Genomic DNA, 18,487 nt, shown 5'->3' with positions numbered 1-18,487 from the left:
CAACGCCTGAGTCGGCGTGAGCGTGCCCCGGGGCCCCGCATACGATGTGAGCGAAGTCTCCGCCCGCTCCCCGACTCGATAGGTAACCAGCCTGATGAGCCTCTCCTCCACCGCCCACGACCTGGTCCTCCTCGCCTCGGAGGGCGCCGGTGAGCACGGCACCAACCACGACAGCCTCAACCCGTACCTGACCGGCGGCGGCGCCTTCTTCCTGCTGCTGCTCATGCTCTGGGTGACCACCCGCCTGAACCGCGACCGCTAGGCAGCCGGTGGGCCGCGCGCGCGGGACGCACGCGTCCCGCGCGGCCCCGTCGCACAGGTGCTCGGATCCGGGTCCTCGCCGCGTCACCGGGCCAGTAGGCTCTGCGCTCATGGGAGAGCAGGAAATGCCTACCGGCCCGGTCAAGCGCCGGCTCGGCGTGATGGGCGGGACATTCGACCCGATCCACCACGGCCACCTGGTGGCCGCCAGCGAAGTGGCCGCCCTTTTCCACCTCGACGAGGTGATCTTCGTACCGACGGGTGAACCGTGGCAGAAGTCTCAGTGGGCCGTCTCGGCCGCCGAGGACCGCTACCTGATGACGGTCATCGCGACGGCGTCGAACCCGCAGTTCTCGGTGAGCCGCATCGACATCGACCGCGGCGGCCCGACGTACACGATCGACACCCTGCGGGACCTGCGCTCGCGCAATGACGACGCGGACCTGTTCTTCATCACGGGCGCCGACGCCCTCGCGCAGATCCTCACCTGGCGCGACGCCGAGGAGCTGTTCGCCCTCGCCCACTTCATCGGCGTGACCCGACCGGGTCACGTGCTCACCGACGACGGCCTGCCCAAGGGCGGCGTCTCCCTGGTCGAGGTGCCCGCGCTGGCGATCTCGTCCACGGACTGCCGTGCGAGGGTGGTCCAGGGCGACCCCGTCTGGTACTTGGTGCCGGACGGTGTGGTGCGCTATATCGACAAGCGTGAGCTGTACCGGGGAGCCTGAGCTTCCGCTTCCGCAGAGAGGGGCCCCGCGGTGAACGACCGACAGGAGCCGTACGACCCGTACGCCGGCCAGGAGCAGCAGCTCATCGGCTATGACGCGTACGGGCAGCCGGTGTACGGCCCGGTGCCCGCTCGGCAGCAGCCCGCGTACGACCAGCGGCAGTACCAGCAGCAGCCGGTCCAGCAGTACGACCAGCAGGGCTACGACCAGCAGCAACAGCAGTACTACTACCCGCAGCAGGGGCAGCAGCAGGGGCAGGCGCAGGCGCAGGCGCAGCAGCAGCCGCCCCAGCAACAGCAGCAGCAGACCCAGCAGTGGATCCCGCAGCAGAGCGCCCCGGCGCAGGAGCAGGCCCCCGACCCGGCCCCGGCCCCCGACCCGGCTCCGGAGCGGGTGTCCGCGCAGGTCCCCGAGCCGCGCCGGGGCGAGGAGTACCACACCGCGCAGTTCGCCTTCATCGACCAGCCGGACGAGGACTCCGAGGACGTCATCGACTGGCTCAAGTTCACCGAGAGCCGCACCGAACGCCGCGAGGAGGCCCGCCGCCGGGGCAAGAACCGGGTGGTCGCGCTGATCGTCGTCCTCGCCCTGTTCGTCGTCGGCGGCCTCGGCTACCTCTGGTACGCGGGCAAGCTGCCCTTCCTCGGCGAGCCGCAGAAAGCGAAGGGGGCCGCGGCGGCCGCCGGGCCGCAGAAGCGCGACATGATCGTCGTCCACCTGCACAACACCAAGCGCGGCGGCACCTCCACGGCGCTGCTCGTCGACAACGTCACGACCAAGCGGGGCGCCACCGTCCTGCTCCCCAACACCCTCACGGTGCCCAAGGACGACGGCAGCTCCACCGTCCTCGGCAAGTCCGTCGAGGAGGACGGCCTCGGCGGCACCCGCGACGCCCTCGACACCATGCTCGGCACCCGCATCGGCGGCACCTGGCGGCTGGACACCCCCTTCCTGGAGCGGCTCGTCGAGCTGGTCAGCGGGATCGAGGTGGACACCGACACGGCCGTCCCCGCCGACGACGCGGCCAAGACCCCGGCCGTCGCCCAGGGCCAGAAGCAGACCCTGAGCGGCCCCATGGCCGTCGCCTACGCCACGTACCGGGCGCAGGGCGAGCCGGAGACCAAGCAGCTGGAGCGCTTCGGCAAGGTCCTCTACGCCGTGCTGCGCAAGGTGCCCAGCGACCCGGCGGCGGCCACCGTCACGGTGGAGACGCTCGGCCAGATCCTGGACCCCTCGCTGAACGAGAAGGCGCTCGGCAGTTCCCTGGCCAAGCTCGCCGAGCACGCCAAGATCGGCGAGTACCGCACCGACGTGCTCCCCGTGAAGCCCGACGGCGCCCTGACCGACGAGGCCAACAAGACGGTGGTCAAGGAAGTCCTCGGCGGCACCCTGACCGCCCCCAGCCCCGGCGCGGCCCCGCGCGTGGGCCTGCGGGACGCCACCGGCAGCGAGAAGACGCAGCTCGCGGCCAAGGCGGCGCTGCAGAACGGCGGCTACGGCTTCGTCGACGGCGGCAAGGCCACGGTCACCCAGAGCACCTCGCAGATCACCTACCAGGACGACGCGCGACGGGCGAAGGCGATCGACGTGGCCAAGACGCTGGGGCTGCCCGAGACGGTGGTCAAGAAGGCGGAGAGCGCGGTGAACGCCGACGTCGTGGTCACCCTCGGCAAGGACTACAAGGCTCCCTGATCACCCCTGGGGCGCCCCCGCGCACCGCTGTGACCAGCTATTCCGCCCGCGCCACGGCTTTGGCGCGGGCGGTGTCGGCGGTACATGAGACCCTTGTAAGGATCTGCCCGCCGACCCGAAAGCATGGCCAGTGACCGCCACGGACCGCTCCATCGAGCTCATCACCGCCGCCGCCCAGGCCGCGGCCGACCGGCTCGCGCACGACATCATCGCGTACGACGTCAGCGATGTGCTGTCGATCACCGACGCCTTCCTGCTCGCTTCGGCGCCCAACGACCGCCAGGTCAAGTCGATCGTCGACGAGATCGAGGAGAAGCTCCAGAAGGAGCTCGGCGCCAAGCCGGTGCGCCGCGAGGGCGACCGCGACGCCCGCTGGATCCTGCTCGACTACATCGACATCGTCGTCCACGTGCAGCACAGCGAGGAGCGCGTCTTCTACGCGCTGGAGCGTCTGTGGAAGGACTGCCCCGAGATCGACCTGCCCGAGGACGCCAAGCTCACCAAGGGCAAGGCCGAGGAGCACGCCGCTCTGCGTGCCACGCAGAGCGACGACGAACTGGACGGTGATCTGTTCTGAGCGCGATCGACACCGGCACGGGCGCCGGCACCGGCGGCGGGAAGAGGACCGGCCGCAAGATCGTCCTGTGGCGCCACGGCCAGACCGCCTGGAACCTGGAGCGCCGCTTCCAGGGCTCCACGGACATCGCCCTGACCGAGGACGGTGTGGCGCAGGCGCGCCGCGCCGCCCGGCTGCTCGCCTCGCTGGCACCCGAGGCCATCGTCGCCTCCGACCTCCAGCGGGCCGCGGCGACCGCCGCCGAGCTGGCCGCGGTCACGGGTCTGTCCGTCGAGCACGACGAGGCGCTGCGCGAGACGTATGCGGGCGCCTGGCAGGGCCTGACGCACGAAGAGATCCTCGGCAAGTACGGCGAGCAGTACGCGGCGTGGAAGCGCGGTGAGCCCGTGCGGCGCGGCGGCGGCGAGCTGGAGACCGAGGTCGCCGACCGGGCGGCTCCGGTGGTCCTCAAGCACGTGGACCGGCTCTCCGAGGACGGCACTCTGGTCGTGGTCAGCCACGGCGGCACCATCCGCACCACCATCGGCCGGCTGCTCGGCCTGGAGTCGCGCGACTGGGAGGGCCTCGGCGGGCTCTCCAACTGCTGCTGGTCCGTGCTCGGTGAGGGCGCGCGGGGCTGGCGGCTGCTGGAGCACAACGCCGGCACGCTGCCGGAACCGGTGCTCGGCGACGACGTCTGACGGCGTCCCGGCGGCCCACCGGCCCGGATTTCACTTTCCGGCGGGTCGCAGGCTAGAGTTCTTCTTGTTCGCAGCGCAGAACACCGGAAACGGGGGGAAGCGTAGCGGAGAGCGGGGCTATAGCTCAGTTGGTAGAGCGCCTGCATGGCATGCAGGAGGTCTGGAGTTCAATTCTCCATAGCTCCACAATCAGGATCCCGTCCCCAACAGGGGGCGGGATCCTTGCTTTTGTCCCTGCTGCCCCGCCCGCCCCGGCATGGCAGAATCGGACGGCCGGAGGGGAGATCGCGGCCCCTGGCGGGAGGGAGTCGCTGACGGATGGGTGCACACCGGCGCCGGTGCGACTGGTGCAACAACGGCACGCCGATCGTGCGGGACATGGACCCGGTCAATCCCGACTACCAGTACTGGTGCGAGGAATGCGCGCGGGCGCTGATCATAAAAGGCGACCCGATCGAGACGTACCGGGAGCTCGAAGGAGAGCCGATCTACGGCCGTCTGCTCGACGAGCACTGCACGCTCAAGCGGTTCTACCAGTTCGCGCGGGCGTGACCGGGGACGTGGCCCGGGGCGTGGTCGGCGGGGGTGAACCGAGGCCCTGGACCGGGCCGGCCGGGCCGCTCCGGGAGTCGGCCGAAACCGATTTTTGGACCAGGGCCATCACCGTGTAATGTTTGGGACGTCGCCAAGGGAAACCGCGAGGAACACCGAGGCGGCGGGCAGTACGCAAGGGGCTATAGCTCAGTTGGTAGAGCGCCTGCATGGCATGCAGGAGGTCTGGAGTTCAATTCTCCATAGCTCCACAGTGAAGAGAAGCGGGTCACCCGGATCGGGTGGCCCGCTTCTCGTTGTGTCCGTGCCGCGGTACGGCCGAGCGGGCGTCGGGGCCCCTGCGGTACCCTGACGCCATGCGTGCCGTACGCCTCCTGCTTACCGAGCCGCGCTGAACAGCGCCGACCGCGAGACGGTCGGCATCGGCGCGGCGCCCCCTCCTGTGCGAGGGGTTTTTTCGTTTGGGCAGGCAGAGACGGCAGAGACGATCGATGGAGCTTCAGAAATCATGAGCGAGACGAACACCGCGGCCCCCGAGGCGGCCGAGGCGCACCGCTACACGGCTGCCATGGCCGCCGACATCGAGGCACGCTGGCAGGACGTATGGGACGCGGAGGGGACCTACGAGGCCCCGAACCCCACCGGTGACCTGGCCGGGGACGCGGCCGTGGTCGCCCGCCCCAAGAAGTTCATCATGGACATGTTCCCGTACCCCTCCGGCGCGGGCCTGCACGTCGGCCACCCGCTGGGGTACATCGCCACCGACGTCTTCGCCCGTCACCAGCGGATGACCGGGCACAACGTCCTGCACACCCTGGGCTTCGACGCCTTCGGCCTGCCGGCCGAGCAGTACGCCGTGCAGACCGGCACGCACCCTCGGGTGTCGACCGAGGCGAACATCGAGAACATGAAGGTCCAGCTGCGCCGCCTGGGCCTGGGCCACGACAAGCGCCGGTCCTTCGCGACGATCGACCCGGACTACTACAAGTGGACCCAGTGGATCTTCCTGCAGATCTACAACTCCTGGTACGACACCGAGGCGAAGACGGCCCGCCCGATCGCCGAGCTGGTCGCCGCCTTCGAGGACGGCTCCCGTGAGGTCCCCGGAGGCCGCGCCTGGGCCGCGCTGACCGCCGGCGAGCGCGCCGACGTACTCAACGAGTACCGGCTGGCGTACGCCTCGGACGCGCCCGTCAACTGGTGCCCCGGGCTGGGCACCGTACTGGCCAACGAGGAGGTCACCGCCGACGGCCGGTCCGAGCGCGGCAACTTCCCCGTCTTCAAGGCCAAGCTGAGCCAGTGGAACATGCGGATCACCGCCTACGCGGACCGCCTGCTGGACGACCTGGACGCGCTGGACTGGCCCGAGGCCATCAAGCTGCAGCAGCGCAACTGGATCGGGCGCAGCGAGGGCGCGCGCGTCGACTTCGCCGTCGGCGAGGACGCGATCACCGTCTTCACCACCCGCCCCGACACGCTGTTCGGCGCCACGTACATGGTGCTGGCGCCCGAGCACGAGCTGGTCGAGAAGATCACCCCGGCCGCCTGGCCCGAGGGCACGCACGACGTCTGGACCGGCGGGCACGCCACCCCGGCCGACGCCGTCGCCGCGTACCGCAAGCAGGCCGCGTCCAAGTCGGACGTCGAGCGCCAGGCCGAGGCCAAGGACAAGACCGGCGTCTTCACCGGCGCGTACGCGGTCAACCCGGTCAGCGGCCTCCAGGTCCCGGTCTTCATCGCGGACTACGTGCTCATGGGCTACGGCACCGGCGCGATCATGGCCGTCCCGGCGCACGACACCCGCGACTTCGCCTTCGCGCGCGCCTTCGAACTGCCGATGCGCTGCGTGGTGCAGCCGTCCGACGGCCGTGGCACCGACCCGGCGGAGTGGGACGACGCGTTCGCCTCGTACGACGCCGCCCTGGTGAACTCGACGGGCGAGGGCCTGTCCCTGGACGGTCTGGGCGTCGTCGAGGCCAAGGCGAAGATCACCGACTGGCTGGCCGAGCGCGGCATCGGCGAGGGCACGATCAACTTCCGGCTGCGCGACTGGCTGTTCAGCCGCCAGCGCTACTGGGGCGAGCCCTTCCCGATCGTCTACGACGAGGACGGCGTCGCGCACCCGCTGCCCGAGTCGATGCTGCCGCTGGAGCTGCCCGAGGTCGAGGACTACTCGCCGCGCACCTTCGAGGCCGACGACGCCACCAGCCAGCCGGAGACCCCGCTGTCGCGCAAGGCGGACTGGGTCGACGTCGAGCTGGACCTGGGCCGGGGCGAGGGCGTCCGGCGCTACCGCCGCGAGACCAACACCATGCCGAACTGGGCCGGTTCCTGCTGGTACGAGCTGCGCTACCTGGACCCGAACAACTCCGAGGCGCTGGTCGACCCGGCGGTCGAGCAGTACTGGATGGGCCCGCGCGAGGGCCAGCCGCACGGCGGCGTCGACCTGTACGTCGGCGGCGCCGAGCACGCGGTGCTGCACCTGCTGTACGCGCGCTTCTGGTCGAAGGTGCTGTTCGACCTGGGCCACGTGTCCTCGGTCGAGCCGTTCCACAAGCTGTACAACCAGGGCATGATCCAGGCGTTCGTCTACCGTGACGTGCGCGGTTTCCCGGTCTCGGCCACGGAGGTCGAGGAGCGCGACGGCAAGTTCTTCTTCGAGGGCGAGCCGGTCAAGCGCGAGCTGGGCAAGATGGGCAAGTCCCTGAAGAACGCCGTCACCCCGGACGAGATCTGCGAGGAGTACGGCGCGGACACCCTGCGCCTGTACGAGATGGCGATGGGCCCGCTGGACGTCTCGCGTCCGTGGGACACCCGCGCCGTGGTCGGCCAGTACCGGCTGCTGCAGCGCCTGTGGCGCAACATCGTGGACGAGGAGTCGGGCGCGGTCACCGTGGTCGACGCCGAGCCGGGCGAGGACACGCTGCGGTCGCTGCACAAGGCGATCGACGGGGCGGGCGCCGACATGGCGGCGCTGCGGTTCAACACCGCCATCGCCAAGATCACCGAGCTGAACAACGCCCTGACCAAGGCCGGCCGCCCGCTGGAGCGCACGGTCGCCGAGCAGCTGGTGCTGCTGGTCGCGCCGCTGGCCCCGCACATCGCGGAGGAGCTGTGGCACCGCCTGGGCCACACGGACTCGGTGGTCCACCAGGACTTCCCGGTCGCGGACCCGGCGTACGTCGTGGACGAGAGCGTGACCTGCGTGGTGCAGGTCAAGGGCAAGGTCAAGGCCCGTCTGGAGGTGCCGCCGACGATCTCGGACGCGGACCTGGAGCAGCTGGCGGTGACCGACGCGGGCGTGGTCGAGGCGCTGGGCGGCGCCGAGATCCGCAAGGTGATCGTGCGTGCGCCGAAGCTGGTGAACATCGTCATCTGAGGCGTCGTGACCCTGGTGTAGGGGTCATCCCGTACGGGCAGGTTGGGGGTTCGATTGGAACCCCTGGCCTGCCCGTGGCGTTTACGGTGGGAGGGCGTTCGGTTCTGGTTCGTTAGTTTCTGGGGAAAGGGAACCTCATGGAGGCCGCGTTGATCATCATGGCCCTGATGGTGCTGTTCACCTTTCTGGGGCTCGGCGTGTGGGTCACCGTGAAGGTGGTCGGGGCGGCGAAGCGCGGGGTGGACCGGACGATCACGCAGGCACGCCGGACCGTCGAGGACACCAGCCTGAAGGCACGCAGCTTCGGCCAGGTCGGGGTGGCCGGGGCGCTCGCCCAGATGCGGCTGGACCTGCGGATGTCCATGAGGTCCACACAGCAGGCTCTCTACCAGGGCGTGCAGACGGATGCCTCGCTCAAGGAGTCCATCGGCCTGTTCGAGCGGCTGAGCGCCCACGGGCACGAGCTGGACGACGAGCTGAAGCGGCTGGAGCAGGAACCCGACAAGAAGCGGATCGCCGAGCGCCTGCCGGAGCTGCGGGAGCGCGCCGACCGCGTCACGCAGGCGGCGGACTCCCTGCGCTGGGCCGCGCGCGACCGGGCCCGCCGGTTCGCCGAGGACGACCTGAGCGTGCTGTCGGCGCAGATCGAGGTCGAGTCGGGGGCGCTGCGGGACTGGTCCCGCGAGTCGGTGGACGACCTGACGGGGTGGGGGCAGGAGCCTTCCGCCGGGGCTTCGGCTCAGGGTCCGGGACAGGCTCAGGGTCCGGGACAGGCTTCGGCTCCGGGACAGGCTTCGGCTCCGGGGCAGGCTCAGCCGGCTGCGTTGCCGAAGCCTCCGGCGCGGGCCGCGTACCCGTGGGACAAGGCCCCGCGGCCGGAGACAACCACCTGAGCCGGAGTCGAGCCGGGCTTGAGCCGGGGTCGAGCCGGGGTCGAGCCGGGACGGACTCTGGCTGGAGGGCTGGAGGGCTGGAGGGCTGGAGGGCTGGGCGGGCCAGGTCGGCCGCGGGGTCGGCCGCGAGGTCATCAACGAGGTCGTCCACGAGGCCGTCCACGAGGTCAGCGGGTGAGTCGCGGGCCGGGCCGGGCTGCCGGACTCCGCCCGCTGCCGGTACCCTCCGGCTCATGTCCCGCCATGTCGCGATCATCACCGATTCCACGGCCTACCTGCCCCAACAGGCGATGGCGCGGCACGGAATCACCGCCGTGCCCCTGACCGTGGTCCTCGGTGACGAGGCCCTCGAAGAGGGCACGGAAATCTCGGCCCGCAGCCTCGCTCTCGCCCTCCAGAAGCGCCGCTCGGTCACCACCTCCCGGCCCAGCCCCGCGGAGTTCGTCAGGGCCTACCAGGCGGCCGTGGACGCGGGTGCGAGCGCCATCGTCAGCCTGCACCTCTCCGCGGAGTTCTCCGGGACCTACGACGCCGCCGTGGTCGCGGCGCGGACGGCCCCCGTGCCCGTCCGCGTGATCGACACCGGCATGGTCGCCATGGCCCTCGGCTTCTGCGCCCTCGCCGCGGCCGAGGTCGCCGACGCGGGCGGTTCCCTCGACGAGGCGGTGGCCGCCGCCGAGAAGCGGGTGGCAGGCATGTCGGCGTACTTCTACGTCGACACCCTCGACTACCTGCGCCGCGGCGGCCGCATCGGCGCGGCCCAGGCCCTGCTGGGCTCGGCACTCGCCGTCAAGCCGCTGCTCACGCTGGAGGGCGGGCGCATCGAGATGCTGGAGAAGGTGCGTACGGCGTCCAAGGCCATCGCACGCCTGGAGGAGCTGGCGGTCGAGCGCGCCGGATCGGGCGCGGTGGACGTGGCCGTGCACCATCTCGCTGCCCCCGAGCGCGCCCAGAAGCTGGCCGAGCGGCTCCGCGAGCGCATCCCGGGCCTGGTGGAACTGCACGTCAGCGAGGTCGGTGCGGTGATCGGCGCGCACACGGGGCCGGGGCTGCTCGCGGCGGTCGTCTCGCCGCGCTGAGCCTGGCCGGCCTCCGCTCCGCCGGTTTCCGTCGTCCCTGATCGGTGGCCGTCGCCCCTGCATCGGCTCCCATCGCCTCTCGGTCGGTGCCCGACGCCCCTCGGTCCGGGCCCGACGCCCCTCGGCCGGTGCCCGACGCCCCTCGGTGGGTGCCTGACGCCTCTCGGTCGGTGTCCGACGCCCCTCGGTGGGTGCCCGTCACCCCTCGAAAGGGTGACGGGGTTATCCACAACGGGGTGGCTGTCCACCGGAATTGAGGGTTCCAAACGGGGTCGGGGATTCGTCCCTACCGTCGTTCGCATGACTCTTCGCACACGTACGTCACCGTCCTCCGGAGCCACCAGTGGCCCGGGCCGCCCCTACGCCTCCGACGGCCGCAGCCGCAGCCGCCGCCTCTCGCGGCCGCGCACCCCCGCCCCGCCCTCCGCGGCCCTGCGCCGCCGGGCGGAGGCCCTCCTGAACGCGGACCCCCTCCCTGACCTGGCCTTAGGGGCCGCTGACCCGGCCGTAGGGGCCGCGGGGGCCCGGGAGGCGCCGCCGGACGCGCCGGTGGCCGGCGTCCCCTCTCCGGCCCGGGAAGAGGTCGCCCGGCCCCCGGGTGAGGCGGATCCACCGCCGTTCCGGAGCGGGTGGGCGCTCGCGGTGCGGGAGCGGATGCCGGTGTGGGTGCAGACGCGGGTCGGGCTGGAGCCGAAGACGCTGGGGGCCGTCGCGGTGGTGCTGGTCGCCGCCGTGGGGTTCGCGGGGCAGCAGTACTGGTCGGCCGGCCCGAAGCCGGTGACCGCGCCGTCCGTCCTCGCCCCACCGCTCGCCCCGGCGGGGGCCGCCTCGAGCCCGTTCCCCGGCGCCGCCGCACCCCCCGCTCCCGCTCCGGCGCCCTCCACCGGGGCCCGGATCGTCGTCGACGTCAGCGGCAAGGTCCGGGATCCGGGAATCCGGCGGTTGCCGGCCGGATCGCGGGTCGAGGACGCGCTGGCCGCCGCCGGGGGCGTGCGGCCGGGCACGGACACCTCCGGGTTGAACCGGGCCTGGGTCCTGGTGGACGGGGAACAGGTGCTGGTCGGCGCCCCGGCGCAGCCCGCGCCTGGTGGGGCCGGACCCAGCCCCGGGCCCGTGAGCCTCGCCACCGCCACCGTCGAGCAACTGGACGGGCTGCCCGGCGTCGGGCCCGTGCTGGCCCGGCACATCGTCGATTACCGCACCGCGCGCGGCGGCTTCCGGTCCGTGGAGGAACTCCGCCAGGTCAACGGCATCGGCGAGCGGCGGTTCGCCGATCTGCGCCCCCTGGTCCGGCCGTGAGCCGGCCGACGGGACCTGCCACCCCGGTCGACCTGCGGCTCGCCGTGCCCGCCCTCGCCGCCTGGGCGGCGGCCGCGCTCGCCCTCGACGCGCCCGCCGGACGGACCGCGGTCGGTGTGGGCCTCGCGACGGCGGGTGCGGGAGCGCTCGTCCTGGTGGCCTGCCGCCGCCGCGAACCCCGCTGGGCGATCGGCACCGCCGTGGCGGCCGCTCTGCTCTGCGCCGCCACCGGAGCCGCCGTGGCCGGTCTGGACCGGGCCGGGGCCCGAGCCGGTCCGGTGGCCGGGCTCGCCCGGCAGCACGCGCTGGTCACCGCGGAGCTGACGGTGGGCTCGGACCCCCGGCGGGCCGGGAGCGGGGCCGGGCCGCCCACGCTGCTCCTGGACGCCGAAGTGACCGGCGTGACAGGACCGGACGGGACGCGGACCCGGGTGGCGACACCCGTCCTGGTGATGGCGGGGCACCCATCGTGGGCGCGGCTGCTGCCCTCGACCCGGGTGCGGGTACCGGCCCGGCTGGCCCCGGCGCGCGGTGGGGAGCGGGCAGTGGCCCTGCTGCGCCCGGTGGGGGACGCCCCGCCCCGGGTGACCGGCGGGCCGGACCTCGCGCAACGCGTCGCGGGGCGGCTGCGGGCCGGGTTGCGCACGGCCACCGAGGGGCTCGCGCCGGACGCGCGGGCGCTGCTGCCCGGGCTGGTGGTGGGGGACACCTCCCGGGTGCCGCCCGACCTGCGCGACGCCTTCCGCGCCACCGACCTGCTGCACCTGCTGGCGGTGTCCGGGTCCAACCTCACCGTCGTTCTCTTCCTGCTGATCGGCCCCGCGAGCACCGCGCAGTACGCCGAGCGGCGCGGGCTGGCGCCCCGGCTCGGGCTCTCGCTGCGGGGGACGGCTCTGGGCGGGGCGGCCCTGACCCTGGCGTTCGTGGTGGTCTGCCGTCCCGAACCCAGCGTGCTGCGCGCCGCCGCCTGCGGCGCGGTCACCCTGCTCGCCCTCGCGACCGGGCGGCGCAGGTCCCTGATTCCGGCGCTGGCCGCCGCCGTGATCCTGCTCGTGCTGTACGACCCGTGGCTGGCGCGCAGTTACGGATTCCTGCTCTCCGTCCTGGCGACCGGGGCGCTGCTGACCCTGGCCCCGCGGTGGAGCGAGGGCCTGCGGCGGCGCGGGGTGCCGACCCGGCTCGCCGAGGCGCTGGGCGCCGCCGCGGCCGCGCAGGCGGTGTGCTCGCCGGTCGTGGCGGTGCTGGCGGCCCGGGTGAGTCTGGTGGCCGTGCCGTGCAATCTGCTGGCCGAGCTGGCGGCCGGCCCGGCCACGGTGCTGGGCTTCGCCGCGCTCGCCGTGGCCCCGCTGTGGATGACCGCCGCGCGGGCGCTGGCCTGGTGCGCCGGAGTGCCCGCCGGGTGGATCGCCTCCGTGGCCCGGACGGGCGCGGGGCTGCCCGGGGCGGAGCTGTCCTGGCCCGGTGGGATCGGCGGGGGCCTGCTGCTGGCCGTGGCCACCCTGGGCGTCGTAGGGCTGGCGGCGCGGCTGGGCCGGTACCGCTGGGCCTGCGCGGTGACGGCCCTGCTCCTGCTGCTGGCCCTGCTGCGGCCTCCGCAGCTCACCCGGACCCTCACCGGCTGGCCACCGCCCGGCTGGCGCTACGTCCAGTGCGCCGTGGGCCAGGGGGACGCGGGCGTGCTGTCCGCGGGCCCGGGTACGGCGGTCGTCGTGGACGCCGGGCCGGAGCCCGGACCGGTCGACGCGTGCCTGCGGGCCCTCGGGGTGCGGCGGGTACCGCTGTTGCTTCTGACACATTTTCACGCCGACCATGTGGGCGGGCTGGCCGGAGTACTGCGCGGACGGGCCGTCGGAGTGATTCAGACCACCACCCTGGCCGAGCCGCCGGGCCAGGCCGAGTTCGTCCGCCGGACCGCGGCCGCCGCGGGCATCACGGTGGAAACCGCCCGGGCGGGGGAGCGCCGTCGCATCGGCCCGCTGTCCTGGGAAGTGCTCTGGCCACCCCCCACCGGGCCGGGCGCGGGCCCACCGCCCGACGGCCCCAACGACGCGAGCGTGACCCTGCTGGTCGACAGCGCCGGGCTGCGACTGCTGCTCCTCGGCGACCTCGAACCGGCCGCACAGCAGCGGTTGCTGAGGGAACGTCCGGAAATGGGACCTGTGGACGTGCTCAAGGTCGCCCACCACGGCTCCGCGCACCAGGACCCCGCCCTGACGGCGCGGACCCGTCCCCGCATCGCGATCGTTCCGGTCGGAGCCCACAACCGCTACGGTCACCCGGCGCTGGAAACGATCGCCCGCCTGCGGGCGGCGGGTGCGGTCGTCCTGCGGACCGACACCGACGGTTCGGTGGCGGTCACCGGAGCGGGTCCGGGGCTGCGGGCGTTTCCGGCCGGTCGGCGGAGGCGCGGGCGTGCGGATACCGGCAGTGCGTGTTCTGTTTGCCCCCGACTCACCGACATGATCGAATGCGTTTTCGCCAGACCGAATCAAGACCATTCAATTCCACACAGCGCACGGGGGTGCATCAACCATGTTCAGTCGCCGACGGGGTATGGAGACGGGCGCGGGCTCCAGACCACCCGGATCCGCGACGCTGACGCTGCCGCCGATGGCGGGCCTGCTCAGCTTCCGGGTACTCGACACGATTCACCAGCCGGTCCGTCAGGCCCGGTTCGAGGTCACCGATCCGATCGGCCGACGGATCGTCAGCGGGGAGACCGACCCCTACGGAGGATTCCTCGCTGCGGTACCGGAGGGGGAGTACCGCCTGGCCGTCACGGCCGAGGGGTACGCGTCGTACCAGGGGGCGACGATCGTCGCGGACGGCGTGCAGCAGGGCTCGGGGGAGATCGTGCTCGACGCGGTCGAGCCGCCGCTGCTGCCGAAGCCCGGGCACTGGGAGCTGGACCCCTCCCACTCGTCCATCGGCTTCACGGCCCGGCACATCGGAATGGCCCGGATCCATGGCCGGTTCAACACCTTCGCCGGGGCGGTGCGGATAGCCGACCGCATGGAGGACTCCTCCATGCACGTGATCATGGACGCGGCGAGCATCGACACCGGCGTCCGGCTGCGCGACGACCACCTGCGCTCCGCGGACTTCCTGGACGCGCAGCGCCACCCGACGGTGGAGTTCTACAGCGAGCGGTTCATCCACCGCAGCGGCTCCCACTGGGCCGTGGCCGGAGCCCTGACCCTGCACGGCGTCAGCCGGTCGGTCACGCTGGACACCCGGTACCTGGGCGTGGGCACCGGCCTGGAGGGGGAGACCCGGGCCGCCTGCCGCGCCACGGTCGAGCTGCACCGCGAGGACTTCACGCTGAACTGGCAGTCGATGCTGGCCCACGGCGTCGCGGCGATCGGCAAGAGCATCGAGGTCAAACTCGACGTCCAGATCATCCACAAGGCGTAGCCCACCGGGCCCGCCGATGGCGCCACGGCCGGAGCCTAGGCCGGGGCTTCGAGCCAGCCGTCGTGGTCGGCGGCCAGGCCGTCCAGGGCCGAGGCGTCGAGGCGTTCCTCCGGGTCCTCGACGACCACGAGCCACTGGGCGTCCTCGGCGTCGTCCTCGCCGGCCAGGGCGTCGCGGACCAGCCGCGGTTCCTCGGGCAGGCCGAAGCGGTCGATGAGCTCCCGGGCCACCTCGTCGGCGGCGTCGCGGTCGGGCAGGACCAGTACATGTCGCACGTTCACCGGATCATTCTCCGGCATGCGGGGCGGAGCACTGTCGGTGTGGCGTGGGATGCTGGAGCCGATGGCCACCAGGAAGAACTCAACCGACGATCCACTCGCCCCGCTCACCCTCGCGGTGGGCCAGGAGGACCTGCTCCTCGACCGCGTGGTGCGGGAGGTGGTGACGGCCGCCCGGGCCGTCGACGCCGACACCGACGTGCGCGACCTCGCGTCCGAGCAGCTCCAGCCCGGCACGCTGGCCGAGCTGACCAGCCCCTCACTCTTCTCCGAGCGCAAGGTCCTGGTCGTGCGCAACGCGCAGGACCTGTCCGCGGACACGATCAAGGAAATCAAGGCGTACCTCGCCGCGCCCTACGAGGAGATCGTCCTCGTCCTCCTCCACGCGGGCGGGGCCAAGGGCAAGGGCCTGCTGGACGCCGCCCGCAAGGCGGGGGCCCGGGAGATCGCCTGCCCGAAGATGACGAAGGCGGCGGACCGGCTCTCGTTCGTACGGGGCGAATTCCGGACCCTGGGCCGGTCGGCGACGCCGGAAGCGTGCCAGACGCTGGTCGACGCCATCGGCAGCGACCTGCGGGAGCTGGCGAGCGCGGCGGCCCAGCTGTGCGCGGACGTCGAGGGCACCATCGACGAGGCCGTGGTCGGCCGCTACTACACCGGCCGGGCGGAGGCCTCCAGCTTCACGGTCGCGGACCGGGCGGTCGAGGGTCGTGCCGCCGAGGCCCTCGAAGCCCTCCGCTGGTCCCTGTCCACCGGGGTCGCACCGGTCCTGATCACCAGCGCGCTGGCCCAGGCGGTCCGGGCCATCGGCAAGCTGGCCTCGGCCCCCCGGGGCGCCCGCCCCGGAGACCTCGCGCGCGACCTCGGCATGCCCCCGTGGAAGATCGACCGGGTCCGGCAGCAGATGCGGGGCTGGTCGGCGGACGCCGTCTCGGAGGCCCTGCGCGCCGTCGCGCAGGCCGACGCGGGCGTCAAGGGCGGCGGCGACGACGCGGCATACGCCCTGGAGAAGGCGGTAGTAGCAGTAGCCCGAGCCGCCCGCCCCCGCCAGCCCGCCCACTGACCCCAACCGCCCCACACGCCCGGCAGCCGGCCGCCCCCTCCACCCTGCCGGGACGCACTCCGGGCCCCCCGGCCCGCGCGCGGCCCGGCCCCACCGCTCCTGCGTGCCCGCGGGGGCGTGGTCACAAGCCCCTGGCAGGCGGCCGCGGCCCCACCCACGGGCTCCGCGCACGCGCGAGGCCCGTCTTGCCGCCCTTGCCCGGGGGGGGTCTCCCGCGGGCCAAGGGCCTCGGATGCTCTGCGTCCGGCTGCCGCCTCGCGTGCTCCCGGGGCGCGGTCTCTGACGCCCGGCAGTCGGGTGACGTACCTTCAGCCTCGCGGGGTGCTGGCGGTGCACGGTCCCGGATGCTCGGCAAGGCGGTTGGCGTGGCCCCACCGCTATTCCGCGTTCGCGGGCGCGGTCTCGGATGCTCGGCCCGCGGGGCGGAGTTCCGACGCTCGGGGGAGGGGCGGCCCAGCCCCACGGCCTCCGCGCGCTCGCAAGGCTCGGTCCTGGGCGCGTGGCCGCCCGCGTGCTCGCGCTACGCCGTCCCGGATGCTTGGCAGGCGGGTGCCCCGCCGGCTCCGCGTGCCTGTCGGGCGTGGGTTTTGGGCGCTCGGCAGCCCACCGTTCCGCGTGCTCGCGAGGCGCCCCAGGCGCTTGGCGGGCGGGTGCCGCTGCCTCCCGCCGCCTTCAGATGCTCGGGGCCGCGGTCTCGGCGCTCGGGAAGTGGGCGCCGCCCCTTCACCCCGTCCGCGGGTGCCCGTACGGCGGTGTTTCGAGTGCCTGGCATGCGGGTGCGGCCCCACCCACGGCCTTCGCGTGCTCGTGCGGCCCCGTCTTGGGGTGCTTGGCCGGTGGGTGCGCCCCCATCGGCCACCCCGTGCTCGCGAGTGGCTTCGGATGCTCGGCAGCCGGATTTCGCCCCGAGTGTTCCCGGGGCGCGGTTGCAGACGCTCGGCTGGCGGGTGTTCCTCACGGCCCCGCCGTGCGCTCGCGAGGGTGTGGGCTCTGGGCGCCTGGCTGGTGGGCATGGCCCCCACCGCCTTCGCCTGCGCCTTCGCCTGCTCGCGGGCGCCGCGCCAGGCGCTTGGTCAATGGGTGCCCTCCACCGTCTCCGCGTGCCGTGGGGCGTTTTGGGCGCTCGGCAGCCCACCGCTCCACGTGCTCGCCAGTGGGTGGCCCCGGACGCTCGGCGGGCGGGCGCGGCTCCACCGCCTCCGCGTGCTCGCGAGGTGTGGCGTCGGATGCTCGGCACCCGGCTGCCGCCCCTGCGTGCTCCTGGGCGCGGTCCCCACCCGCCTTCGTGTGCTCGCGGCGCCGGGCGCTCGGCCGGCGGGTGGCGTAGGCCCGCTGCCCCTGCGCGGATCGCGAGGCAAGGCCTCCCCACCGCCCGCTCCACGCTGGCGTGGCGCCTCCCCGGGCCTTTGCCAGCAAGCGCCCCTCCGGTCGCGGCCGCTTGCGGCCGTCGCCGGGGTGACGGTCGGCATCGGATGGCACGGGCGTGAGCGGGGAGATCCGGGGGCGGCCTCCCTCGGCTCCCGACTCCCGGGCTTCCGCTCCCGGCCCCCTGGCCTGGGCCCACGGCTCCCGGCCTACCGCTTCCCCGGCTCCGGCTCCGGCCTCGGGCTCTGGCCCCGGCTCTGGCCTGGGGCTCCGGTTTCGGCCCTGGGCTCTGGCCCCCGCTCCGGCCTCGGGCTCTGGCCCCGGCTCCCGCCTCGGGCTCCGGCCCCGGCCCCGGCCCCGGGCTCCGGCTCCGGCCCCGGACTCCTGGCTCTACGGACCCCGGCCCCAGGCTCGGCCCCAGGCCCGTACCCTCGGCCCCAGGCCCGGCCTCCGGCCCGCGCCCCCAGGGCCCTGCCCCCCGGGCCCCACCCCGCGCCCCCGGTGGCCCCGCCGCCCCGCCCCCCCCGGGAAGCCCACGCACGAAGGCCCCGGCCGCTCCCCTGGGGAAGGGGAGCGGGCCGGGGCCTTCGGTACTGCGTACTGCTTGGTGTGCGCCGCACCCGCGTGGCGAACGCAGGCCGTGTGCGGCGCGGGGTGCCGGTCAGGAGCGGGAGAGAGGGCCCGCTGAGTCCGTTCCGGCGTTCACATCAGAAAGCTCAGCCCTGCAGGGCGGCAACCTTGGTGGCCAGCGCCGACTTCTTGTTGGCGGCGGCGTTCTTGTGGATGACGCCCTTCGAGACAGCCTTGTCGAGCGCACGCGAAGCGGCGCGGGAAGCCACGGTGGCCTTCTCGACGTCACCGGCGGCGGCGGCCTCGCGGGCCTTGCGGATCGCGGTCTTGAGCGACGACTTGACGGCCTTGTTACGCAGGCGCGCCTTCTCGTTGGTCTTGTTCCGCTTGATCTGGGACTTGATGTTCGCCACGAAAGAGCCTTTTCAGGTTCAGAGTTTGATCTTCGGATTGTGCGCCGTCTGCTGAGAGGGCATACGACACACAGCTGCCCAGCTTACCAGCCACGCTCCGACCGGCCCAAACCGGTCGCACTGCCCCGGCCATGGGACCATGGGAGTCTGCGTATAGATCCGACATCGCGCCGAGGAAGGCGACGAGACTCAGACTTCCGCTCCCACAACCTTCCGCTCCGAGACCGCTTCCGACTGCGACCCG

At 73.2% G+C, this 18,487-nt stretch carries 14 protein-coding genes, 2 tRNA genes and 1 pseudogene; 15 read left to right on the top strand and 2 right to left on the bottom strand.

All coding sequences use genetic code 11. The features are described 5' to 3' along the window. Positions 1–94: 94 nt before the first annotated feature. The 14 genes and pseudogenes from ABT084_RS23145 to ABT084_RS23080 all read left to right on the top strand — a co-directional run bounded on the left by ABT084_RS23145 (position 95) and on the right by ABT084_RS23080 (position 14,554). Positions 95–262, top strand: a complete 168-nt coding sequence (locus ABT084_RS23145; RefSeq protein WP_351047018.1) for a hypothetical protein — start codon at positions 95–97, stop codon at positions 260–262. Between the two features lie 109 nt (positions 263–371). Beyond that, positions 372–989: a nicotinate-nucleotide adenylyltransferase gene (nadD, locus tag ABT084_RS23140; protein ID WP_351047015.1), complete on the top strand. Its 618-nt coding sequence runs from the start codon at positions 372–374 to the stop codon at positions 987–989. A gap of 30 nt (positions 990–1,019) precedes the next feature. Then, complete coding sequence (locus ABT084_RS23135) at positions 1,020–2,681, top strand: LCP family protein (protein ID WP_351047014.1); 1,662 nt, start codon at positions 1,020–1,022, stop codon at positions 2,679–2,681. A 130-nt stretch (positions 2,682–2,811) separates the two neighbouring features. After that, positions 2,812–3,258 carry a ribosome silencing factor gene (gene rsfS, locus ABT084_RS23130; RefSeq protein ID WP_351047012.1) on the top strand — a complete coding sequence of 149 codons (447 nt, stop codon included), beginning with the start codon at positions 2,812–2,814 and terminating at the stop codon, positions 3,256–3,258. Then, the gene (locus tag ABT084_RS23125; protein ID WP_351047065.1) at positions 3,255–3,938 is read left to right on the top strand and encodes a histidine phosphatase family protein; all 684 of its coding nucleotides are present in this window, start codon (positions 3,255–3,257) and stop codon (positions 3,936–3,938) included. The genes rsfS and ABT084_RS23125 overlap by 4 nt, the downstream gene beginning before the upstream one ends. 113 nt (positions 3,939–4,051) lie before the next feature. Continuing rightward, positions 4,052–4,124 (top strand) — tRNA-Ala (locus ABT084_RS23120). A gap of 132 nt (positions 4,125–4,256) precedes the next feature. Then, positions 4,257–4,490 carry a hypothetical protein gene (locus tag ABT084_RS23115; RefSeq protein WP_008738908.1) on the top strand — a complete coding sequence of 78 codons (234 nt, stop codon included), beginning with the start codon at positions 4,257–4,259 and terminating at the stop codon, positions 4,488–4,490. 178 nt (positions 4,491–4,668) lie between these two features. Beyond that, a tRNA-Ala gene (locus ABT084_RS23110) sits at positions 4,669–4,741 on the top strand. Between the two features lie 257 nt (positions 4,742–4,998). Beyond that, positions 4,999–7,869, top strand: a complete 2,871-nt coding sequence (gene leuS, locus ABT084_RS23105) for a leucine--tRNA ligase (RefSeq protein WP_351047009.1) — start codon at positions 4,999–5,001, stop codon at positions 7,867–7,869. A gap of 137 nt (positions 7,870–8,006) precedes the next feature. Next, on the top strand, positions 8,007–8,762 hold the full coding sequence (locus tag ABT084_RS23100; protein WP_351047006.1) for a hypothetical protein: 756 nt from the start codon (positions 8,007–8,009) through the stop codon (positions 8,760–8,762). A gap of 233 nt (positions 8,763–8,995) precedes the next feature. Then, the gene (locus tag ABT084_RS23095; protein ID WP_351047003.1) at positions 8,996–9,841 is read left to right on the top strand and encodes a DegV family protein; all 846 of its coding nucleotides are present in this window, start codon (positions 8,996–8,998) and stop codon (positions 9,839–9,841) included. Positions 9,842–10,141: 300 nt separating this feature from the next. Further along, positions 10,142–11,140 carry a ComEA family DNA-binding protein gene (locus ABT084_RS23090; RefSeq protein ID WP_351047000.1) on the top strand — a complete coding sequence of 333 codons (999 nt, stop codon included), beginning with the start codon at positions 10,142–10,144 and terminating at the stop codon, positions 11,138–11,140. After that, a pseudogene (locus tag ABT084_RS23085) lies at positions 11,137–13,524 on the top strand (ComEC/Rec2 family competence protein); the annotation flags it as partial. The gene ABT084_RS23090 and the pseudogene ABT084_RS23085, both read left to right, overlap by 4 nt. 148 nt (positions 13,525–13,672) lie before the next feature. Beyond that, a complete protein-coding gene (locus ABT084_RS23080; RefSeq protein WP_502969010.1) occupies positions 13,673–14,554 on the top strand; it encodes a YceI family protein in 882 nt (293 codons plus the stop codon). A gap of 35 nt (positions 14,555–14,589) precedes the next feature. On the opposite strand, the gene ABT084_RS23075 is transcribed toward ABT084_RS23080, so the two are convergent. Beyond that, positions 14,590–14,853 carry a hypothetical protein gene (locus tag ABT084_RS23075; protein WP_351046997.1) on the bottom strand — a complete coding sequence of 88 codons (264 nt, stop codon included), beginning with the start codon at positions 14,851–14,853 and terminating at the stop codon, positions 14,590–14,592. A 43-nt stretch (positions 14,854–14,896) separates the two neighbouring features. Between ABT084_RS23075 and holA the strand changes: the two genes are divergently transcribed. After that, entirely contained in the window at positions 14,897–15,895 is a 999-nt protein-coding gene (gene holA / locus ABT084_RS23070; RefSeq protein ID WP_351046995.1) for a DNA polymerase III subunit delta, read from the top strand. A 2,081-nt stretch (positions 15,896–17,976) separates the two neighbouring features. On the opposite strand, the gene rpsT is transcribed toward holA, so the two are convergent. Next, positions 17,977–18,243, bottom strand: a complete 267-nt coding sequence (gene rpsT / locus ABT084_RS23065; protein WP_351046992.1) for a 30S ribosomal protein S20 — start codon at positions 18,241–18,243, stop codon at positions 17,977–17,979. Between the last annotated feature and the right edge of the window lie 244 nt (positions 18,244–18,487).

This window comes from Streptomyces sp. NPDC002138 (genome assembly GCF_040296485.1).
Taxonomy (GTDB): domain Bacteria; phylum Actinomycetota; class Actinomycetes; order Streptomycetales; family Streptomycetaceae; genus Streptomyces.
The sequence above is the reverse complement of the archived record's forward strand: the minus strand, read 5'-3'. Positions and strand labels throughout refer to the sequence as shown.

What these genes read in the sequence shown, in the direction of transcription:
- ABT084_RS23145 (WP_351047018.1), top strand. Translation starts at nt 95, where the DNA reads ATGAGCCTCTCCTCCACCGCCCACGACCTGGTCCTCCTCGCCTCGGAG.
- nadD (WP_351047015.1), top strand. Translation starts at nt 372, where the DNA reads ATGGGAGAGCAGGAAATGCCTACCGGCCCGGTCAAGCGCCGGCTCGGC.
- ABT084_RS23115 (WP_008738908.1), top strand. Translation starts at nt 4,257, where the DNA reads ATGGGTGCACACCGGCGCCGGTGCGACTGGTGCAACAACGGCACGCCG.
- leuS (WP_351047009.1), top strand. Translation starts at nt 4,999, where the DNA reads ATGAGCGAGACGAACACCGCGGCCCCCGAGGCGGCCGAGGCGCACCGC.
- ABT084_RS23100 (WP_351047006.1), top strand. Translation starts at nt 8,007, where the DNA reads ATGGAGGCCGCGTTGATCATCATGGCCCTGATGGTGCTGTTCACCTTT.
- ABT084_RS23095 (WP_351047003.1), top strand. Translation starts at nt 8,996, where the DNA reads ATGTCCCGCCATGTCGCGATCATCACCGATTCCACGGCCTACCTGCCC.
- ABT084_RS23090 (WP_351047000.1), top strand. Translation starts at nt 10,142, where the DNA reads ATGACTCTTCGCACACGTACGTCACCGTCCTCCGGAGCCACCAGTGGC.
- ABT084_RS23080 (WP_502969010.1), top strand. Translation starts at nt 13,673, where the DNA reads ATGTTCAGTCGCCGACGGGGTATGGAGACGGGCGCGGGCTCCAGACCA.
- ABT084_RS23075 (WP_351046997.1), bottom strand. Translation starts at nt 14,853, where the DNA reads ATGCCGGAGAATGATCCGGTGAACGTGCGACATGTACTGGTCCTGCCC.
- holA (WP_351046995.1), top strand. Translation starts at nt 14,897, where the DNA reads ATGGCCACCAGGAAGAACTCAACCGACGATCCACTCGCCCCGCTCACC.